Origin of the sequence: Pseudodesulfovibrio pelocollis (assembly GCF_030282845.1) — a bacterium.
In the GTDB taxonomy this organism is placed as follows: domain Bacteria; phylum Desulfobacterota; class Desulfovibrionia; order Desulfovibrionales; family Desulfovibrionaceae; genus Pseudodesulfovibrio; species Pseudodesulfovibrio pelocollis.
The window spans coordinates 1-17,582 of record NZ_JASTWE010000022.1; the positions used below are offsets into that span (position 1 = coordinate 1).

General features: G+C 64.6%; 19 protein-coding genes. 16 read left to right on the forward strand and 3 right to left on the reverse strand.

The window, feature by feature from the left end:
• Nucleotides 1–235: 235 nt before the first annotated feature.
• From QQS14_RS09030 to QQS14_RS09040, 3 genes are all read right to left on the reverse strand, one after another.
• Nucleotides 236–517: a type II toxin-antitoxin system RelE/ParE family toxin gene (locus QQS14_RS09030; RefSeq protein ID WP_285906656.1), complete on the reverse strand. Its 282-nt coding sequence runs from the start codon at nt 515–517 to the stop codon at nt 236–238.
• Nucleotides 507–752, reverse strand: coding sequence for a CopG family ribbon-helix-helix protein (locus QQS14_RS09035; RefSeq protein ID WP_285906657.1), 246 nt, complete (start codon nt 750–752; stop codon nt 507–509). Before QQS14_RS09035 ends, QQS14_RS09030 begins: the two co-directional genes overlap by 11 nt.
• A 142-nt stretch (nt 753–894) precedes the next feature.
• Complete coding sequence (locus tag QQS14_RS09040; protein WP_285906658.1) at nt 895–1,380, reverse strand: CinA family protein; 486 nt, start codon at nt 1,378–1,380, stop codon at nt 895–897.
• 111 nt (nt 1,381–1,491) lie between these two features.
• Between QQS14_RS09040 and QQS14_RS09045 the strand changes: the two genes are divergently transcribed.
• The 16 genes from QQS14_RS09045 (at nt 1,492) to amrA (ending at nt 17,355) form a co-directional block, all read left to right on the forward strand.
• Nucleotides 1,492–1,914, forward strand: a complete 423-nt coding sequence (locus QQS14_RS09045) for a hypothetical protein (protein ID WP_285906659.1) — start codon at nt 1,492–1,494, stop codon at nt 1,912–1,914.
• A 361-nt stretch (nt 1,915–2,275) separates the two neighbouring features.
• Nucleotides 2,276–2,629 (forward strand): DVU0772 family protein, encoded by a 354-nt coding sequence (locus QQS14_RS09050; RefSeq protein ID WP_285906660.1) that lies wholly within the window; start codon nt 2,276–2,278, stop codon nt 2,627–2,629.
• Between the two features lie 176 nt (nt 2,630–2,805).
• Nucleotides 2,806–3,987, forward strand: coding sequence for a bifunctional glutamate N-acetyltransferase/amino-acid acetyltransferase ArgJ (gene argJ, locus QQS14_RS09055; protein WP_285906661.1), 1,182 nt, complete (start codon nt 2,806–2,808; stop codon nt 3,985–3,987).
• 173 nt (nt 3,988–4,160) lie between these two features.
• Nucleotides 4,161–4,775, forward strand: coding sequence for an HD domain-containing protein (locus tag QQS14_RS09060; RefSeq protein ID WP_285906662.1), 615 nt, complete (start codon nt 4,161–4,163; stop codon nt 4,773–4,775).
• Between the two features lie 204 nt (nt 4,776–4,979).
• The gene (locus tag QQS14_RS09065) at nt 4,980–5,786 is read left to right on the forward strand and encodes an MlaE family ABC transporter permease (RefSeq protein WP_285906663.1); all 807 of its coding nucleotides are present in this window, start codon (nt 4,980–4,982) and stop codon (nt 5,784–5,786) included.
• A 7-nt stretch (nt 5,787–5,793) separates the two neighbouring features.
• Nucleotides 5,794–6,654, forward strand: a complete 861-nt coding sequence (locus QQS14_RS09070; protein WP_285906664.1) for an ABC transporter ATP-binding protein — start codon at nt 5,794–5,796, stop codon at nt 6,652–6,654.
• The gene (mlaD, locus tag QQS14_RS09075; RefSeq protein WP_285906665.1) at nt 6,642–7,088 is read left to right on the forward strand and encodes an outer membrane lipid asymmetry maintenance protein MlaD; all 447 of its coding nucleotides are present in this window, start codon (nt 6,642–6,644) and stop codon (nt 7,086–7,088) included. Before QQS14_RS09070 ends, mlaD begins: the two co-directional genes overlap by 13 nt.
• Nucleotides 7,089–7,114: 26 nt before the next feature.
• On the forward strand, nt 7,115–7,780 hold the full coding sequence (locus QQS14_RS09080) for a Tgt2/MlaC family protein (protein ID WP_285906666.1): 666 nt from the start codon (nt 7,115–7,117) through the stop codon (nt 7,778–7,780).
• A 7-nt stretch (nt 7,781–7,787) separates the two neighbouring features.
• Nucleotides 7,788–8,630 (forward strand): MlaA family lipoprotein, encoded by an 843-nt coding sequence (locus QQS14_RS09085; protein ID WP_285906667.1) that lies wholly within the window; start codon nt 7,788–7,790, stop codon nt 8,628–8,630.
• An 11-nt stretch (nt 8,631–8,641) separates the two neighbouring features.
• Entirely contained in the window at nt 8,642–9,121 is a 480-nt protein-coding gene (locus QQS14_RS09090) for a metallophosphoesterase family protein (protein WP_285906668.1), read from the forward strand.
• A gap of 183 nt (nt 9,122–9,304) precedes the next feature.
• Nucleotides 9,305–10,555 (forward strand): ABC transporter substrate-binding protein, encoded by a 1,251-nt coding sequence (locus tag QQS14_RS09095; RefSeq protein ID WP_285906669.1) that lies wholly within the window; start codon nt 9,305–9,307, stop codon nt 10,553–10,555.
• Entirely contained in the window at nt 10,552–13,125 is a 2,574-nt protein-coding gene (locus QQS14_RS09100) for an EAL domain-containing protein (RefSeq protein ID WP_285906670.1), read from the forward strand. The genes QQS14_RS09095 and QQS14_RS09100 overlap by 4 nt, the downstream gene beginning before the upstream one ends.
• A 124-nt stretch (nt 13,126–13,249) precedes the next feature.
• On the forward strand, nt 13,250–13,990 hold the full coding sequence (locus tag QQS14_RS09105; protein WP_285906671.1) for a tetratricopeptide repeat protein: 741 nt from the start codon (nt 13,250–13,252) through the stop codon (nt 13,988–13,990).
• Nucleotides 13,991–14,022: 32 nt separating this feature from the next.
• Nucleotides 14,023–15,477 carry a cobyrinic acid a,c-diamide synthase CobB gene (locus QQS14_RS09110; RefSeq protein ID WP_285906672.1) on the forward strand — a complete coding sequence of 485 codons (1,455 nt, stop codon included), beginning with the start codon at nt 14,023–14,025 and terminating at the stop codon, nt 15,475–15,477.
• A 13-nt stretch (nt 15,478–15,490) separates the two neighbouring features.
• Nucleotides 15,491–16,795 carry an MFS transporter gene (locus QQS14_RS09115; RefSeq protein ID WP_285906673.1) on the forward strand — a complete coding sequence of 435 codons (1,305 nt, stop codon included), beginning with the start codon at nt 15,491–15,493 and terminating at the stop codon, nt 16,793–16,795.
• The gene (amrA, locus tag QQS14_RS09120) at nt 16,795–17,355 is read left to right on the forward strand and encodes an AmmeMemoRadiSam system protein A (protein WP_285906674.1); all 561 of its coding nucleotides are present in this window, start codon (nt 16,795–16,797) and stop codon (nt 17,353–17,355) included. Before QQS14_RS09115 ends, amrA begins: the two co-directional genes overlap by 1 nt.
• Nucleotides 17,356–17,582: the final 227 nt, after the last annotated feature.

A 17,582-nucleotide genomic window follows, 5' to 3' on the forward strand; every position in this document is an offset into this window, starting at 1 on the left:
CTAAAGGGGGGGCCAACGTATCCTTTTTCCAGGGCATCAAATACGATTCTTCGCGCCCTTTCGATGATAGCCTGTACAGGATCAGCGCCGTTGGCGAGCTTTAGCACCGAACGATTTCTCCAAACGGCCTTTGATTCGACCACAAAGCCTCCAGCTTAACTGCTCAATATTGATAACAAAAAGTGTTGAATTATTATTGCATACCAACGAAATAAAGTCAAAAAGTTCACGAGCGTCAAGATTGCCTTTTCTGCGCACTGTGAAAGACATTCAATATTTCAACAGCATCGCCCGTGATGCGGTAGGGAAAGACGTAAGGAGGGATGACCAGTTCGCGGGTCATGGGGATACGGCCGGGGCGGCCGCTTTCTGGGAATTGCCGGAGGCGCTGGCAGCCGTGCCAGATGCGGCGGGCTTCGGAGCGCATGGTTTCGGAATCGGCCCGCTCGGCGAGGTAGGCGCGAACCCGATCAAGGTCCTGGAGCGCGGCCGGGGTCCAGCGGATGTCAGTCGGCATCAACGTTCAGGCCCCACCTGGAGAAGGCTGCCTTGACCTCTGCGTCTGTGGCGAAGTTCCCGGCATCGGCCTGGGCGACGCTTTCGTTGATCCGGGCCACCTGCCATGCCTGCTCTTCGAGAAACTGCTCCAGGGCGCTGGCCACGAGGAACGACTTGCTGCGGTTGGTGGCCTTGGCAAGCTCGCTCAACTTCTGGGCGGTCTCGGCCGGGATGCGGGCGGTAACGGTACTCATGGGTGACTCCTCTCATACAATGTACACAGTGTATACATTGTGGTCAACGCCCATCCGCTTCGCTGATTCGGGGTGGATGTTCGTTGAGCCCAGTGCAAAACGCCTGCGTATTGCCGAGTGTGGCTGCCCTGTCTTTCCCGGGTCAGCGGCTGACCGAGAGCAGGCCGTTGAGGGCGGCCATGACGGCCTGGGCCTTGACGGCCTCGCGGGTGCCAGTGAAGGTGTAGAGCCGGGAGCGGGTGCCCGAGGGCCAGGCCCAGGCCATCCAGACCGTGCCCACGGGCTTGTCCGGGGTTCCGCCGGTTGGCCCGGCGATGCCGGAGATGGACACGGACACGTCCGCGCCCACGGCCGCGAGCACGCCCCGGGCCATGGCCAGGACCACGGGCTCGGACACTGCGCCGTGTTCGCGGAGCAGGGCCGGGTCCACGCCCAGCAGCTTTTCCTTGACCGGGTTGGCGTAGGCGACCACGGACCCGGCGAACCAGTCGGAGCTGCCGGGCGTGTCGGTCAGGGTGCTGGCCAGCAGGCCGCCGGTGCAGGATTCGGCCGTGGCCAGCAGGCTGCCGTTGGCGCGCAGGTTTTCGCCGAGTTCGGTTACGGCAAGGGAAATGAGGCGGGTGTCCATGGACGTCCTCCTGATGGGTTCGGACATGGTGGCGTGCTCCGGGTTTTACAGGATGGCGGCAACGGTTGCAATCCTTGCCGCAAGGCCAGTATGATGCGCCAAGGAGAGCCCATGACCGTCACCCCGTCCGAACTGTTCGCCCTGGCTCTGAGCCGCCATCGGCAGCCGTGGAATTTCACGGTCCAGCTCGCGGCTCTGGCGTGCTTCGCCCTGGCCCTTCTCCTGCACAGCTTTCTGCTCTTTGCCGCTGGCCTGATTCTGCTGGGCTTCGGATTCTTCGAGCTGGACCTGCCCGAGATGCCGCAGGGGCGCTGGCGCAGGCTGGTGCATGCGGCGGTGGAGTGGGAAAAGAACTGGTCGGTCCTGCCCTGGACCTTCCGCAAGGTGGCTCGGCTGTGCTTTGTCCTGCTCCTGACGGGTTTGCTGATCTGGGCCTTGTGGACCCGCGATCTGGCCGTGCTGGCCCTGTTTGTCGCCTTCGCCTATCTGGCCCGCGTGGTGGCGGAGAACCGGGCCGGGGGCATCGACCCCTAGCAGACTGTTGAAAAACGGCGATCTGCTGTCGTTAAGTGACTGTAGGCGAGTCTTCGAGCCGTACAGAGAACTTATTCAAAAAGTTCACAAATCCGCAGGACAGCGGATTTGGACGTCGGCTCCTGCCGACGCCCCGAAGGGGTGAGCCCCAGGACGGGGCGAATCAAATCCTCGCGTACAGGAAGTACGCTTCGGCCTTGACCTTGTTTCGCGCCTAGCATCTCACCATTTTTGAACAGTCTGCGATTATGAGATTGTCAACGGCTGGCAGAGACATTCCTCGCGGTCCGCAGGGCAAAATCGTGGACGGACGCGGTGGCGGCTGGTAGGGTGGGGCGACCCAAATTCATCGGAGGAATTCATGAGCGACGACACCAACGCCTGCAAGCAGTGGCTGAACGAAGTCACCTGGGACATGATTCACGAGGACGCCGTCACCCTGTACCTGGAGTGGGGCAACAACAACTACCGCGACGCCATGCGCTCGCCCGTGACCACGAGCGGCGAGTATTCCATCTACTTTGCCGTGGATACCTGGGAAGAGCCCAAGGTGGTGCTCATGCGCATGGACAACTACGGCTCCACCATCCTCTGTTCCAAGAAGCTCCCGCCCGCCCTGGCCAAGGAGCTGCACGACGACATCAAGGGCATCAAGGGCATCCTGGAGCTGCCGCCCTACGTCAAGGAATGGCTGATCAAGGAACTCGAAAAATAGACCGGCCCGTCATTTGCCCGAGGGCCGCTCCGGCGACGGGGCGGCCCTTTGCCGTCCATGCCTCCCTGTTCGGCGACAACCCGGTTTTCCCCTTTTCAGCCGGGCCGCCTTGGAGTATGGCAATGGGTCTTGGCGGGCACTGAGGCCCGCGATCACGACATCATCGGAGACCAGCCATGCATATACCAAAAGGATACCGCTTCGCCGCCGTCCAGGCGGGGCTCAAGAAGCCGGGCAAGTTCGACCTCGGAGCCATTGTCAGCGATGTTCCGGCAGTGGCCGCGGGCGTGTTCACCACCAACAAGTTCAAGGCCGCTCCGGTCCTGCAATGCCGCGAGATGCTGGCCGACGGCCGGAAAATGAGCGGCTTCCTCGTCAACTCGGGCCAGGCCAACGCCTGCACCGGCGACCTAGGCCGCGCCAATTGCCGCGAGACGCTGAATCTGGCCGCCCGGGCGCTGGACGTTCCGGCGGACGAGCTGCTGCCCGCCTCCACCGGCGTCATCGGCGCGCAGTTCGACCTGGCCAGGTGGGAGGCGGCCATGCCCGCCCTGGCCCAGAGCCTTGAGACCGGCACGCCCGAGCTGGTGGCCCGGGCCATCATGACCACGGATACAGTGCACAAGCTGGCCCATGCGCGCTTCGGGATGCCCTCGGGCGAGGTGCGGCTGCTCGGCATGTGCAAGGGCGCGGGCATGATCAGCCCCAACATGGCCACCATGCTCAGTTTCATCCTCTGCGATGCGGACATCTCGGCCGAGGCGTGGCAGACCATGCTGGCCGATTGCGTCAACCTGACCATCAACCGCATCACCGTGGACGGCGACATGTCCACCAACGACTGCGTCATGGCCCTGGCCAACGGCGCGTCAGGGGTGGCCATCGAGAGCGAGGACGACTACATCGCCCTGCGCAAGCATCTGCTGGGCGTGCTGGAAGAACTGGCGTACAAGATAGTCATGGACGCCGAGGGCGGGACCAAGGTGGCCTTCATCCAGGTCTCCGGTGCCAAGAGCGACGCCGATGCCGAGAAGGTGGCCCGGGCCGTGGGCAACTCGCCCCTGGTCAAGACCGCGCTCTTCGGCTCGGACCCCAACTGGGGGCGCATCGTCTGCGCGGCAGGCTACTCGGGCGCGGCCTTCAAGCCCGAGGATCTGGTCCTCAAGATCGGCGGAATCCTCGTGTTCCGCAACGGCACGCCCGAGCCCGGCGACATGGACGGCCTGCTGAAACCGATCATGCAGGAGCGCGACATCGTCATCCACATCGACATCGGCGACGGCCCGGGCAGCACCCTGCTCCTGGCCTCGGACCTGAGCCGGGACTACGTGTCCATCAACGCGGACTACCGGTCCTAGACAGGCTGTTGAAAAATGGCAATCTGCGTCGTTGCTTCAAAAGGTTCAAATCCTCGCGTACAAGGAGTACGCTTCGGCCTTGAACCTTTTTCGCGCCTAGCATCTCACCATTTTTGAACAGCCTGTTGGTTCTGACGTTTCAACGGCCAGATGGGCTGGCATGGGAGTTTTGAATGGCTGACATGGACGGACGCGACAGGCTGAAGCGGCTGGCGGATTTCCTCTTCGAGTGCGGCATGCTCAGGAAGACGCCGCGCACGGGCTATCAGTTTCTGGGCACGGGCAGCGAGAACGTGGCCGAGCATTCGTTCCGTACCGCGGTCATCGGCCATGTGCTGGCCCGGATGGCCGGGGCCGACGTGGCCCGCACCACCTATCTGTGCCTGTTTCACGACCTGCACGAGGCGCGCACTGGCGACTACAACTACGTCAACCGCATCTACAACTCGTCCACGCGCACCCTGGCCCTGGAGCACGCCCTCAAGGGCACCGGCCTTGAGGAGGACGTGCTCGGCTACTGGAAGGAGCTTGAGGAGACCGCCACCCTGGAGGCCCGGCTGGCCCAGGACGCGGACCAGCTCGACTTCATCCTCAACCTCAAGGAGCAGGCGGACCTGGGCAACCCCTACGCCGCCAAGTGGCTCGAGATCGCGGTGCAGCGGGTGCGCACCCAGTGGGCTCGCGAGCTGGCCGAGACCATCGCCGTCACCGACCACTCGGACTGGTGGTTCCTCGGCCCGGACCCCTCCTGGTGGGAGCGCAAGAACGGCAGCAAGGACAGGAAGTGACCTCTGGGAGGATGTCACGATTTTTCTCTCTTTCGTTGCGTTTGCCTTGCCGTTTCCAGATATTTTAGGTAAAGACCCTAATCCACGATTTTCATGCGGGTTTCGCGTTATTCCGAGGTGTGATACGGGGAAATCTTCGGGAAACCACAATCCACAATAAAGAAGAGGGCCCCTGCGGGGATGCCCCCGGGGGTGGAGTAGTAGATGGCCGAAAAGGCTCAGGGCGGTGTGTTTTTCCTGGCCCTTCCGGGTCGGGCGTTCGGGAGGGTGCTGAGCGAGTTGGGGGGGACTTTCCTGTTCTTCCTGCAAGCTGTCGCGCTCATGTTCGCCGGATGGGGCCAGTTTGCCAAGACGGTTCGCCAAGTGTACTTCATCGGCGTCCAGTCGGTCACGGTCATCGCGCTCATAGGACTCTTCACGGGCATGGTCATGGGCATGCAGCTTTATTACGCCCTGTCGGTCTTCGGAGCCGACGGCTTCCTGGGCACGGGCGTGGCCCTGTCCATGGTGCGCGAGCTGGCCCCGGTGCTGACGGCCATCATGCTCACGGGCCGGGCCGGGTCGGCCATGACCGCCGAGATCGGCGTCATGCGCATCTCCGAGCAGATCGACGCCCTGACCATCATGGACATCAACCCCATGCGCTATCTCGTGGCCCCCAAGATGGCCGCCTGCCTGATCAGCTTCCCCATCCTGACCGCCTTTTTCAACCTCATCGCCCTGTGGGGCGGCTGGCTCACAGGCGTCAAGCTGCTGGGGGCCAACGAGGGCGTGTACTGGTCCAGGGTCCAGGGCTCACTGGACTGGAGCGATATCGAGGGCGGGTTCATCAAATCGCTGGTCTTTGCGGTCCTGGTCTGCACCATCTGCTGTTTCGAGGGCTACAATACCCACACCCGCTCGGGCCACGCAGGCCCCGAGGGTGTCAGCCAGTCCACCACCAGCGCGGTGGTCAAGTCCTGCGTCGTCGTTCTCGCGGCCGACTACATCCTCACGTCGCTGCTTTGGTAGGGGGGGCATGGGCAACGCACCGAGCATCCGCCTTGAGGGGCTGAGCATAGGATACGGCAGCACCGTCGTGGCCAGGAATCTGGACATCGAGTTCCCGGGGGGCAAGCTGTCCATGGTCGTGGGCGGTTCCGGCTCGGGCAAATCGACGCTGCTCAAGCACATCCTCAAGCTCCAGCCCACCAAGGAGGGCAGGGTGTTCATCGGCGGCCACGACATGAGCGGGCTTTCCGCCCGGGAGCAGCGGTGCATCCGCCAGCGCACGGGCGTGCTCTTTCAGGACGGCGCGCTGCTCGGCTCCCTGCGCCTTGGGGACAACATCGCCCTGCCGCTGCGCGAGCACACCCGGCTGACCGAGGGCGAGATCATGCGCATCGTGAACGATCGGCTGGCCATGGTCGGCCTTGATCACGCTGCCAACCTGTTCCCGAACGAACTTTCCGGCGGCATGCGCAAGCGGGCCGGTCTGGCCCGGGCGCTGGTCATGGACCCCCAGGTGCTTTTTTGCGACGAGCCCACCTCGGGGCTCGACCCGGTCATGTCGGCCGAGCTGGATCAGTTGATGCTTGAGATGATGTGCCAGTTCGACATGACCATGGTGGTGGTCACCCACGACCTGCGGAGCATGCACGCCCTTGCGGATTTCGTGGTGGTGCTCGGCGACGAGCGGTGTCTGTTTCAGGGCACCATCGAGGACCTGGACGCCACCAAAGACCCCTATCTGCGCCGGTTCCTGGATCGCTCGGCCGGGGAGCGGGCCACCTCGCGCCTGACCCTGCCACCCATCAGCCAGGACAAGATGAAACTCGACTGCGCCGACATTCTTGGCGCAAAAGCCACAGGCCGAAAGGATGGACGATGTTCAAACTGAATAAGGAAACCGCCGTCGGACTCTTCGTGCTCGTCGGGCTGATCGCCATCACCTACATGAGCATCAAGCTGGGCAACGTCCAGCTCTTCACGGACAGGTATTACTCCGTGCACGCCAATTTCTCGGATATTTCCGGCCTCAAGATCAACGCGCCCGTGCAGATGTACGGCGTGGACATCGGCTACGTGAAGACCATCTCTCTTGACCAGGATAAAGGCATGGCCAGCGTGACCATGATGATCGACAGGCAGGTCAGGCTGACCGACGACGCCATCGTCGGGGTCAAGACCAGCGGGCTGATCGGCGACAAGTTCCTCAAGATCGCGCCGGGCGGCCTGGGCGACCCCATCGAGGACGGGGGCTCCATCTTCGACACCAACCCGGCCATCGACCTTGAAGACCTCATCAGCAAGTTCGCCTTTGGCAAGGTGTAAACGCTCCAACGCAACAGGACGGAAATATGCTTTTCAAGCGACTGGTTCTTCCCATGTTCCTTGTCTGCCTCCTTGCGGCCCCGGCCCATGCGGACGTCTCGCAGACGCCCACCAGCCGGGTCAAGGAGGGGGTGGACCTGCTCATCTCCGTTTTGAGCGACCCCAAGGCCGAGGACCCGGCCCATCGTGACGAAATGGTCCAGAAACTGCGCGCCGAGGCGGAAAAGTTCATCGATTTCAAGCTGGTAACCATGTATGCTGTGGGCAGACCCTGGACCACCATGACCCCGCAGATGCAGGACGACCTGACCGAGGCCTTCATTCAGCTGCTTGAACGTTCCTATCTGAAACAGATTCCGTCCTACGGCGGTCAAGACGTGAACTACACGGGCGAGCAGGTGGAGGGCAACCGGGCCAAGGTATTCACCGAGCTGGTGGACAAGGACAAGAAAATAATAGTTGAATTCCGGTTGAGAATCGTTCAAGAACAATGGATGATTTACGATGTGGTCGCCGAGGGCGTGAGCCTGGTGGCCAACTATCGGAGCCAGTTCTCGCAGGTGCTGAACACCGGAACCCCCGAGGACCTGTTGAAGCAGATACGCGACCGGATAGAGAAACTGGACAGCGGCCAGGACGACGGAAGCCAGGGCGATGGAAGCCAGGTAACGGCCGAACCGCAACAGGGATAGATACGACATGACCGCACGGATTGCAGTCTGCCTCATGGTCACGGCCCTTCTCCTGATGGGAGGCGGGGCTGTTTTTGCGTCGGATACCGACCGGAATGGCTCCCTCAGCGTGGCCCAGCTGACCGACATGCGGGGTGCCGGGGCCGCGTCCGACGCCAAGGCCGCCGAGGCATCCGGCGATTACGACGACTTCGACGATTTCGACGAATACAGTGATGCCGAAGGGCTCGTGGCCGACCCGTTCAAGGGGTGGAACATGGTCTGGTTCCACTTCAACGACGCCATGTACCATGGCGTGTTCAAGCCTGTGGCCACCGGGTACGCCTGGGCCATTCCCGCCAAGCCGCGCCAGTGGGTGCGCAACTTTTTCACCAACATGCTCTTCCCGGTCCGCTTCGTGAACAACGTCTTCCAGGGCAAGTTCGACGCGGCGTACATGGAAACCTCCAAGTTCATCGCCAACACCAGCTGGGGCCTGCTCGGCTTTGCCGACGTCACCTCGGGCATGAAGCGCAACTGGGCACCCGAGCGGCCCACGGCCGACGGCTTCGGCCAGACCCTGGGCAAGGCGGGTTTCGGCCACGGCGTGTATCTGGTCTGGCCCTTCCTCGGTCCCAGCTCCATCCGCGAATCCGTGGGCTGGGTGGGTGACACCTTCCTTGACCCGCTGACCTACGCCGACCTGAACTTCATCGAGTACGTCGGTATCCGCGCGTACAAGAATGTCAACCAGCTCTCCCTCGAACTCACGGGCAACGAGTACGAAACCCTGACCGATGGGGCCATCGACAAGTACGCCGCGGTGCGCGATGCCTACATCCGGTTCCGGGCCAAGAAGGTCAGGGAATAGTTCGAATCCCCATGAAGATAGCGGTCATTTCCGACACCCACCTGGGCGAAGCGCCCGCGTGGCTCGATCGGGTTTACGAGCAGTGGCTCGGCCCGGCCGATGTCCTTGTCCACTGCGGCGACATCACCTCCTACCGGGTCTGGGCATACCTCTGCCGCCACGAGCGTTTCCTGTGCGTGCGCGGCAATTGCGACTGGGACGCCCTGCTGGCCCAGGAGCTTCAGCCCATGCTCACGGCCACCGTCGGCCCGCTGACCGTGGGGGTGGCCCACGGCTGGGGGCCGCGCTCCCAGGTGGCCGCCACCGTGACCCACGCCTTTGGCCCCGGCCACGACCTGATCTGCTACGGTCATACCCACCGCCGCGACTGGTCCGTGGTGGACGGCGTCCGGGTGGTCAACCCCGGCTCCCTGGGCGAGTCCGGCTCCCTGGCCCAGATCACCGTGGCCGATGACGGGACCATGGACTGCCGGTTCATCGACGCATTCTGAGATCTCACCGCTTCCACTTATCCTGTTCCTGCCACCCCTCTTTTCAACACATCGCCGCCCGCCCGCCGGGCCGTATCGCCTGGTCGCAACAAGGCCACGAATGTGCCGCGCAGGAGTGCGCATCAAGGGAGCCGTCTGAAAAGCCCGGTTGCACTTTTGTTTCGGTAATGGCATGGATTTGCTGTGCTGAAAAAATTGAAATGTCTCTTCGTTGCGGGAGTTTTTGGCCTGCTGGCCTGTTGCCTGCTTTCGGCCCGGCCGTGCCTTGCGCGGGAGCCGGGCGAGCTTGTTTTCGGCATGTCCGCCCCCTTCACCGGGGTCAACGGCGAAATGGGCATCGAGTTCTATCGCGGGCTCATGGCCTACATCGAGCACTTCAACCGGGACGGCGGGGCCTCGGGCTGGACCATCCGGGTGCTGCCCGCCAACGACGGCTACAACCCCCAGCCCTGCTTCACCAACACGGTGGAGTTCATCTCCCGCGACGATGTCTTTGCCCTGTTCTCCTATGTGGGCACGCCTACGGTCGCGCACATCCTGCCCCTGCTCCAGATATTCAGCCAGCGCCACACCTATCTGCTCTTTCCCCTGACCGGGGCCCAGCCCATGCGCACCGAGCCCTTTGGCCGCCACGTATACAACCTGCGCGCCTCCTATTTTCAGGAGACGGCCGGGCTGGTGGACAACCTGATGGGTGTGGGGCGCAGGCGCATCGCCGTGTTTTACCAGAATGACGCCTACGGCCGCACCGGCTGGGACGGCGTGCGCCGCGCCCTGGAGAGGCACGGCGAGCGCATCGCCTCCGAGGCGGCCTATGCCCGGGGCGATTCCTTTGACCACGACTTTTCCGCCGAGGTGGACCTGATCATGGCGGCCCGGCCCAACGCGGTCATCTGTATCGGCACCTACGCCTCCCAGGGCGCCTTCATCCGCGCCATGCGCGACAAAGGCCACGACATCCCGGTGGCCGGGGTGTCCTTCTCGGACAGCGACAAGATGGTCGAGCTGCTGATGCTCGAAGAACGCCGGTCCGGGCGCAGGTACACGGACAACCTCATCTGTTCGCAGGTGGTGCCCTGCTACGAAGACACAAGCCTGCCCGCCGTGCGCTTCTACCGCGAGTTGATGGACAGCTACCGGGGCGCGCCCCTGGCGGCCGGACAGGGCTACAGCCCCAGGCGCTTCAGCTATGTCAGCTTCGAGGGGTTCCTCAATGGCGTCATGCTCGGCGAGATCGTGCGGCGCATGGCCGACGACCCCCGGCGCGGGCGCATTCCCGAGGTCATGGAATCCATCATCGACCTGGACATCGGCATCGGCGTCAACGTCAATTTCGGACCCGGACGCCAGCAGGGGCTCGACGCGGTCTATTTCACCACCGTGGTGGACGGGCATTTCCAGCCCATCCGCGACTGGACGGAGTGGCGGGAATGAAAGCTCCCAAGCTCTTTTTGAGGCCGCTGCTGTTCATGGTGGTGATCTTCGGGCTGATCTCGGTGGTCACCTCGGCCACCTCGGCCCAGCGGCTCAAGCGCGAGATGACGCGCGAGTACGAGTCCAAGGCCCTGGCCCTGGCCGGGAGCGTGGCCGAGTCGGATCTGGCCACCATCCTCAGCCAGGACGCGGGCAGCGTGCAGGCGCGCATCGACAGGTACCGGCGCATCGCCGGGGTGTCCTACGTGCTGGTGGCCGACGAGCGCGGCGAGATCATGGCCCACACCTTCGTGCCCGGCGTGCCCCGGGTGGTGCGCGAGATGGTGGCTGGCTCGGCCGGGCTGCCCGGCGACGAGTATGTGCTGCGCGACATCGTCCACGAGGGCAACCGCGTTCTGCACGTCACCCGGCCCATTCTCTCGGGGCTGGCCGGGGCCGTGCATATCGGCATGGATTCCGAGACCATCGCGGGCCATATCCGCGAGGCCGTGTTGGAGCAGCAGGTGGTGACCCTGGTCCTGTTCGGGGCCAGCCTGCTCATTGCTTTCATCTTTGTCCTGAATATCTCAAAGCCTCTCAAGCTGCTGGCCGAGTATGCGGGCCGCGTGGCGGCCAAGGATTTCGACAGTGTGCCCGAGATAGACTCGCGCGACGAGGTGGGGCAGCTGGCCCGGGCCATGCGCTCCATGGCCGGGCACATCGCCGAGCAGGTGAACAGCCTCGAGGAGCGGGTGCGCGGCAAGACCCGGGAGCTTCAGGAGGCGCGCGACGCCCTGCGCCAGAAGGTGGACGAGCGCACCAGCGAACTGCTGCGCGCCAACACCCAGCTCAAGATCGAGATCGCCGAGCGCAAGGTCATCGGCGATGCGCTGCGCAAGGCGGAGAAAAAATACCGCACCATCTTCGAGAACGCGCTGGAGGGCATCTACCAGACCTCGCCCAGCGGGCGTTTCCTGAGCGCCAACCCCTCACTGGCGCGCATCCTGGGCTTTGCATCTCCGGAGGAGCTGATGGGCTCGGTCTATGACATCGGCACCCAGATGTACATGGAGCCCGGCCGCCGCAAGGAATTCCTGCGCCTGATCGAGGAGACCGGCGAGGTCAAGAACTTCGTCTCCAAGGTGCGGCGGCGCGACGGGCGCATCATCTGGATATCCGAGAACGCCCGGCGCATCACCGACAGCGACGGCGTGGTCATCTGCTATGAAGGGTCGGTGGAGGACATCACCCTGCGCAAGAAGGCCGAGGACCAGCTCAAGCGCCAGGCCTTCCACGATCCGCTGACCGGGCTGCCCAACCGCGCCCTGTTCCTGGACCATCTGCGCATGGCCATGGAGCGCGGCAGGCGGCGCAAGCACCTGTTCGCGGTCATCTACATGGACCTTGACCGCTTCAAGGTCATCAACGACTCCCTGGGCCACGAGACTGGCGACGAGCTTTTGCGCAGCGTGGCCCGGGTGGTCGAGAAGTGCGCCCGTTCCGTGGATACCGTGGCCCGTTTCGGCGGCGACGAGTTCGCCATCCTCATCGAGGAGATATCCGCGCCCAGGGACGCCATCGCCATCGCCCGGCGCATTCTCGATGGCGTGCGCCAGCCCTTCACCATCGGCGGCAACGAGGTCTTCACCTCGGCCTCCCTGGGCGTGGTGCTCAAGACCGACGGCTACGACCGGCCCGAGGCCCTGCTGCGCGATGCGGACACGGCCATGTACCGGGCCAAGGAGCGCGGCAAGTCGAGCTTCAAGGTCTTCAACCAGAAGATGCACGATCAGGCCCTGCGGCTCATGGCCCTGGAGACGGACCTGCGCCGCGCCGTGGATCTGGGCGAGTTCGAGGTGGCCTACCAGCCCATCGTCTGTCTCGACACCCGGCAGATATGCGGGTTCGAGGCATTGGTCCGCTGGCGGCATGCCGAGCACGGCATCATCATGCCCGGCGACTTCATCGCCCTGGCCGAGGACACCGGGCTCATCTACGCCATCGACAACTTCGTGCTGGCCGAGGCCTGCGGGCAGGTCAAGCAGTGGCAGATCAGCTTCGGCCCCCAGATGGGCGAGCTGCTGACGCTGAACATCAACATCTCGGGCAAGCACTTTGGCCAGCCCATGCTGCTCAGCCAGGTGACGCGCGCCCTGGACGACTCGGGCCTGCACCCCAGCGCCCTGAACATCGAGATCACCGAAAGCGCCCTCATGGACGACCCGTCCATGGCCGAGGAGGTGCTCAGGCAGCTCAAGGCACTCGGGGCCAGGGTGTGCATCGACGATTTCGGCACCGGGTATTCGTCGCTCTCCTATCTACAGCGCTTCCCCATCGACGTGGTCAAGGTGGACCGCTCCTTCATCGACGGGGTGGAGGGCAAGCAGGACAGCCAGGCCATCGTGCGCACGGTTTTCTCCCTGGGCAAGTCCCTGGGGCTCAAGGTGGTGGCCGAGGGCGTGGAGACCCCGGCCCAACTCGCCTTCCTGGAAAACGAGGGCTGCCGCTATGTTCAGGGTTTTCTCTTCTACCGGCCCATGTCTGCGGCCCAGGTGGACGAACTGCTGGCTGGCGGCTCCATCGGCTCGTGACCTGACCGGCATGGCGCCGGGCAGGGCTTGGCGACTCGAAGTTCTTCTCATCGCGGGCGAATCGATGTATGCTGGGCGCAGGCCCGGCTGGGCCTGGCCACAACAACAAGAAGAGCGACAAGCCATGACCACGACAAGTCCCGAAGGATTCATCGAGGGCGTGTTCTCCATAGAGCGCATGGCCCGGATCGGCACCGGCTCCACGGCCAAACGGGTTCGGCAGACGGCCCTGTACTTTGCCCGGCAGGTGGACGAGACCACGGTGGAGATGCAGGGCCTCAACCAGAAGAACGTGCCCTACGGCCCGGTGGAGCGCATAACCAAGGATCAGCTGCTGGCCGACTATCTGCCCATGCCCCAGCTCTTCAAGGAGGTGCTGGGCAACCTGCGCCAGGTGCAAAAGGCCGTGGCCCGGGGCGACAAGTTCCGCAAGCGCGGGGAGAACTTCACCGCCGAATACGAGTACGCCAACGCCTTGAACCTGGACGAGCGCAACGTGCGCGCCAACTTTGGCATCGGGCTGTGCCTGCTGGCCCGCGACGAGACGGACAAGGCCAAGCAGGTCTTTGACCGCATCCTGGGAATCGAGTCCGCCTTTGCCGACGAACACAAGCACCTCTTCAACGAATACGGCATCGAACTGCGCAAGAAGAAGCTCTTCGGACAGGCCGTGGACTATTACCGGCGCGCCATCGAGCTTTCGGACGCGGACGAGAACCTGTGGTACAACATGGCCCGGGCCCAGTTCGAGCGGGGCGACTTCACCAAGGCCCTCGAAGGGGTGACGCGATGTCTTGAACTGGCCCCGGATCATGCCGAGGGCCGGAAGATGCTCGATTACATGACAAGAAAGGACCTGGGCTAGGGGTTTGCCCCGGCTCGGTTCATGGAGTAAACGTGGCGGCCATCAAGGCTTTTCTCATCGCCGGGACACACAGTGGCTGCGGCAAGACCTCGGTTTCGCTTGGCATCATGGCGTCGCTGGCGCGGCGCGGCCTGCATGTGCAGCCCTTCAAGTGCGGCCCGGACTTCATTGATCCCGGCCACCACGCCCTGGCCTGCGCCCGAGGCGGCCAGCCCGTGGCCAGCCACAACCTCGACGGCTGGATGCTGGCAAGCGAGACCAATCGTGACATATTCAACCGCTACGCCGCCGGGTGCGACGTGGCCGTGGCCGAGGGGGTCATGGGCCTGTTCGACGGCATCTCCGGCACTGGCGATGAGGGGTCCACGGCCCAGCTGGCCAAGATCCTCGGGCTGCCGGTCATCCTGGTGGTGGACGCGCGCTCCATGGCTCGTTCCGCCGCTGCCCTGGTCTCGGGCTACGCCCGGTTCGACCCGGCCGTGCCCATCGTCGGGGTGGTCTTCAACCGGGTGGGCGGCGAATCCCACGCCGAACTGCTCAGGGAGGCCATGACCCTGCTGCCCGATGTCCCGGTCCTCGGCTGCCTGCCCCGGGACGAGTCCTTGGCCGCGCCCTCGCGCCACCTGGGGCTGGTCACGGCCGGAGACGACCAGGAGGGGCCGGACCGCTACCAGCGGCTGGCCGATTGGGTGGACTCGGGCATGGACATGGACGCGCTGCTGGCCGGGCTGCCGGCGGTGGAGGCCGTGCCCCCCTTCGAGCCCATACCCGAGCTTGGCACCGTGACCATCGGCGTGGCCCGCGACGCTGCCTTCTGCTTTTATTACGAAGAGAACCTGCGCTTGCTGCGCGAGGCCGGTGCCCGGCTGGCCGAGTTCTCGCCCATCGAGGACGAGCATCTGCCCGCAGGCATACAGGGGCTGTATCTCGGCGGCGGCTATCCCGAGCTGTACTCCTTCGAGCTGGGGCAGAACACCCGGCTGCGCCGGGAGATCAGGGAGTTTTGCGAGGCCGGGCATCCGGTCTACGCCGAGTGCGGCGGGTTCATGTACCTGATGAATGACCTGGCCACGGGCCGGGGGCGCTACGCCATGGCCGGGGTCTTTCCCCTGCGCGCCGAGATGGACGAGAACCACCGCGCCCTGGGCTATCGCGAGATATCCACCCGCGCGACCACGCTCCTCGGCCCGGCCGGGGTGACGGCCAGGGGCCACGAGTTTCACTATTCCTTCATCCGCGAGGGGCTGGACGACCCCGTGCTGACCCCGGTCTACACCATGCGCGGCCGCAAGGGGGTCATCGACAGTCCCGAGGGGTTTGTCGCGGGCAACACGCTCGGCTCCTATGTCCATCTCCATTTCGGCAGTTGTCCGTCCCTTGCCGGTGCCTTTGTCCGGGCTTGCGGTGGCGTGACCGGGGGGACGTCAGGGGAGGGCGCGGATTCCGGCCCCGGTCCCTTGGGCCCTGAACCCGGCTGGACCGGCTAACGGGCCACGCGCCATGCAGAGTGCCCATCATCCCCGAGACGCTGCGCGGCCAGACCCTGCATCCTCGCGCTCCCTGTGGGCCTGGGCCTTCTACGACTGGGCCAATTCCGGCTTTGCCGCCCTGGTCCAGACCTTTGTCTTCGCCGCCTTCTTCGCCCGGGCCGTGGCCGAGAACGAGACCGTGGGCACGGCCCTGTGGGGCAACATGATGGGCGCGGCCGGGCTGATCATCGGCCTGGGCGGCCCGCTGCTCGGCGCGGTGGCAGACCGCAGCGGGCGGCGCAAGCCCTGGCTGGCGGTCTTCACCGCCCTGTGCATCGCGGCCACGGCCTGCCTCTGGTTCGTCCGGCCCGACCCCTCCTATATCTGGCTGGCGCTGCTGCTGGCCGGGCTGGGCACCATCGGCTCGGAATACGCCATGCTTTTCTACAACGCCATGCTGCCCGGGCTGGCCAGCCAGGAGGCCATGGGCCGCTGGTCGGGCTGGGGCTGGGGCCTGGGCTACGGGGGCGGGCTGGTGCTGCTGATCATCGCCCTGTACGGATTCGTGGAGCCCGACGCCTGGTTCGGCCTGCCGCGCGGCGAGGCCGAGCATGTCCGGGCAGTGATGCCCCTGACCGCCCTGTGGTATCTGGTCTTCTGCCTGCCCCTGTTCCTGCTCTGCCCGGATGCGCCGTCCAAGGGCGTGAGCCTGGGCCGGGCCGTGTCCGAGGGGCTGGCCCAACTGCGCGATTCGCTGCGCCGGGTGCGCGAGTACCGCGACATCGCCGTGTTCCTGCTGGCGCGCATGCTCTACAACGACGGGCTGACCACCATGTTCGCCTTTGGCGGCATCTATGCGGCGGGCACCTTCGGCATGACTCCGAGCCAGGTCATCATCTTCGGCATCGGGCTGAACATCACCGCAGGGCTCGGGGCGGCGGCCTTTGCCTGGCTCGACGACCGGGCCGGATCGCGGGCGACCATCATCGTCTCCCTCATCGGGCTGATCGTGCCCGGCACCTGCATGCTGCTGGTGGAGAGCCAGACGTGGTTCTGGGTCTTTGGTCTGAGCGTGGGCATTTTCGTGGGGCCGGTCCAGGCGTCGAGCCGCACCTATCTGGCCCGGCTGGCGCCCGAGGCGGTGCGCGGGGAGATGTTCGGCCTGTTCGCCCTTTCGGGCAAGCTGACCTCGTTTGCCGGGCCGCTGCTGGTGGGCTGGCTGACCCTGGCCTCGGGCAGCCAGCGCGTGGGCATGGCCTCGGTCATCGTGCTCTTCGTGCTCGGTCTTGTCGGCATGATGTTTGTGGCCCCGGTCCATTCACCCAAGGAGGAATGATGGCAAAGGAATTTCGATTTGCCCTCACGGATGAGGAGCAGGGCTTCCTGCGCGATCTGGTGCGGCTGTCCATCGCCTCGCGCCTGAACCCGGCCAGCGAGCCCGGCGAGCCACCCGAGCCGCCCAGTCCGACCCTGCGCGAGCGGCTGGGGGCCTTTGTCACCCTGAAGCTCGGCGGCTCGCTGCGGGGCTGCATCGGCAATGTGCGCGGCACCGGCGAACTGTATCGCACGGTGTGGGACATGGCCCGGTCCGCAGCCTTTGAGGACCCGCGTTTTCCGCCGCTCACGCCCGGCGAGTTCGAGGCAGTGGAGTACGAGATTTCCGTGCTCGGCCCCATCGAGTCCTGCCCGGATTCGGCCCTGGTGGAGGTGGGCCGCCACGGGCTGATCATGTCGCGCGACGGCCGCTCGGGGCTGCTGCTGCCCCAGGTCCCGGTGGAATGGGGCTGGGACCGCGAGACCTTCCTGGCCCAGACCTGCGTCAAGGCGGGGCTGCCGCGAGACGCCTGGCGCGAGCCGGCAACCACCATCCTCTGGTTCGAGGCCGTGATTTTCTGAACCCTGGCGTGAGATGAGGCGGATTCTTCTGTCGACAACAAGACGTTGGACACGGTATATTGATCATGTCCTTCCTTTCCACGGACCGGGAAGACGCGGCGTCAGACAGGACACGGACGGATACGACCAAATGCTGATCGGCGGACGGCGAGAGGCCAGAATGGACTTGGTGCTTCACGAAATCATGGCGGCTGACCCGCCGCGAGACCGGGACCGGAGGCGGCCCG

Bases quoted from the DNA above. Each gene is read 5' to 3' on its own strand.
- QQS14_RS09030 (WP_285906656.1), bottom strand. From the start codon at position 517: ATGCCGACTGACATCCGCTGGACCCCGGCCGCGCTCCAGGACCTTGAT.
- QQS14_RS09035 (WP_285906657.1), bottom strand. From the start codon at position 752: ATGAGTACCGTTACCGCCCGCATCCCGGCCGAGACCGCCCAGAAGTTG.
- QQS14_RS09040 (WP_285906658.1), bottom strand. From the start codon at position 1,380: ATGGACACCCGCCTCATTTCCCTTGCCGTAACCGAACTCGGCGAAAAC.
- QQS14_RS09045 (WP_285906659.1), top strand. From the start codon at position 1,492: ATGACCGTCACCCCGTCCGAACTGTTCGCCCTGGCTCTGAGCCGCCAT.
- QQS14_RS09050 (WP_285906660.1), top strand. From the start codon at position 2,276: ATGAGCGACGACACCAACGCCTGCAAGCAGTGGCTGAACGAAGTCACC.
- argJ (WP_285906661.1), top strand. From the start codon at position 2,806: ATGCATATACCAAAAGGATACCGCTTCGCCGCCGTCCAGGCGGGGCTC.
- QQS14_RS09060 (WP_285906662.1), top strand. From the start codon at position 4,161: ATGGCTGACATGGACGGACGCGACAGGCTGAAGCGGCTGGCGGATTTC.
- QQS14_RS09065 (WP_285906663.1), top strand. From the start codon at position 4,980: ATGGCCGAAAAGGCTCAGGGCGGTGTGTTTTTCCTGGCCCTTCCGGGT.
- QQS14_RS09070 (WP_285906664.1), top strand. From the start codon at position 5,794: ATGGGCAACGCACCGAGCATCCGCCTTGAGGGGCTGAGCATAGGATAC.
- mlaD (WP_285906665.1), top strand. From the start codon at position 6,642: ATGTTCAAACTGAATAAGGAAACCGCCGTCGGACTCTTCGTGCTCGTC.
- QQS14_RS09080 (WP_285906666.1), top strand. From the start codon at position 7,115: ATGCTTTTCAAGCGACTGGTTCTTCCCATGTTCCTTGTCTGCCTCCTT.
- QQS14_RS09085 (WP_285906667.1), top strand. From the start codon at position 7,788: ATGACCGCACGGATTGCAGTCTGCCTCATGGTCACGGCCCTTCTCCTG.
- QQS14_RS09090 (WP_285906668.1), top strand. From the start codon at position 8,642: ATGAAGATAGCGGTCATTTCCGACACCCACCTGGGCGAAGCGCCCGCG.
- QQS14_RS09100 (WP_285906670.1), top strand. From the start codon at position 10,552: ATGAAAGCTCCCAAGCTCTTTTTGAGGCCGCTGCTGTTCATGGTGGTG.
- QQS14_RS09105 (WP_285906671.1), top strand. From the start codon at position 13,250: ATGACCACGACAAGTCCCGAAGGATTCATCGAGGGCGTGTTCTCCATA.
- QQS14_RS09115 (WP_285906673.1), top strand. From the start codon at position 15,491: ATGCAGAGTGCCCATCATCCCCGAGACGCTGCGCGGCCAGACCCTGCA.
- amrA (WP_285906674.1), top strand. From the start codon at position 16,795: ATGGCAAAGGAATTTCGATTTGCCCTCACGGATGAGGAGCAGGGCTTC.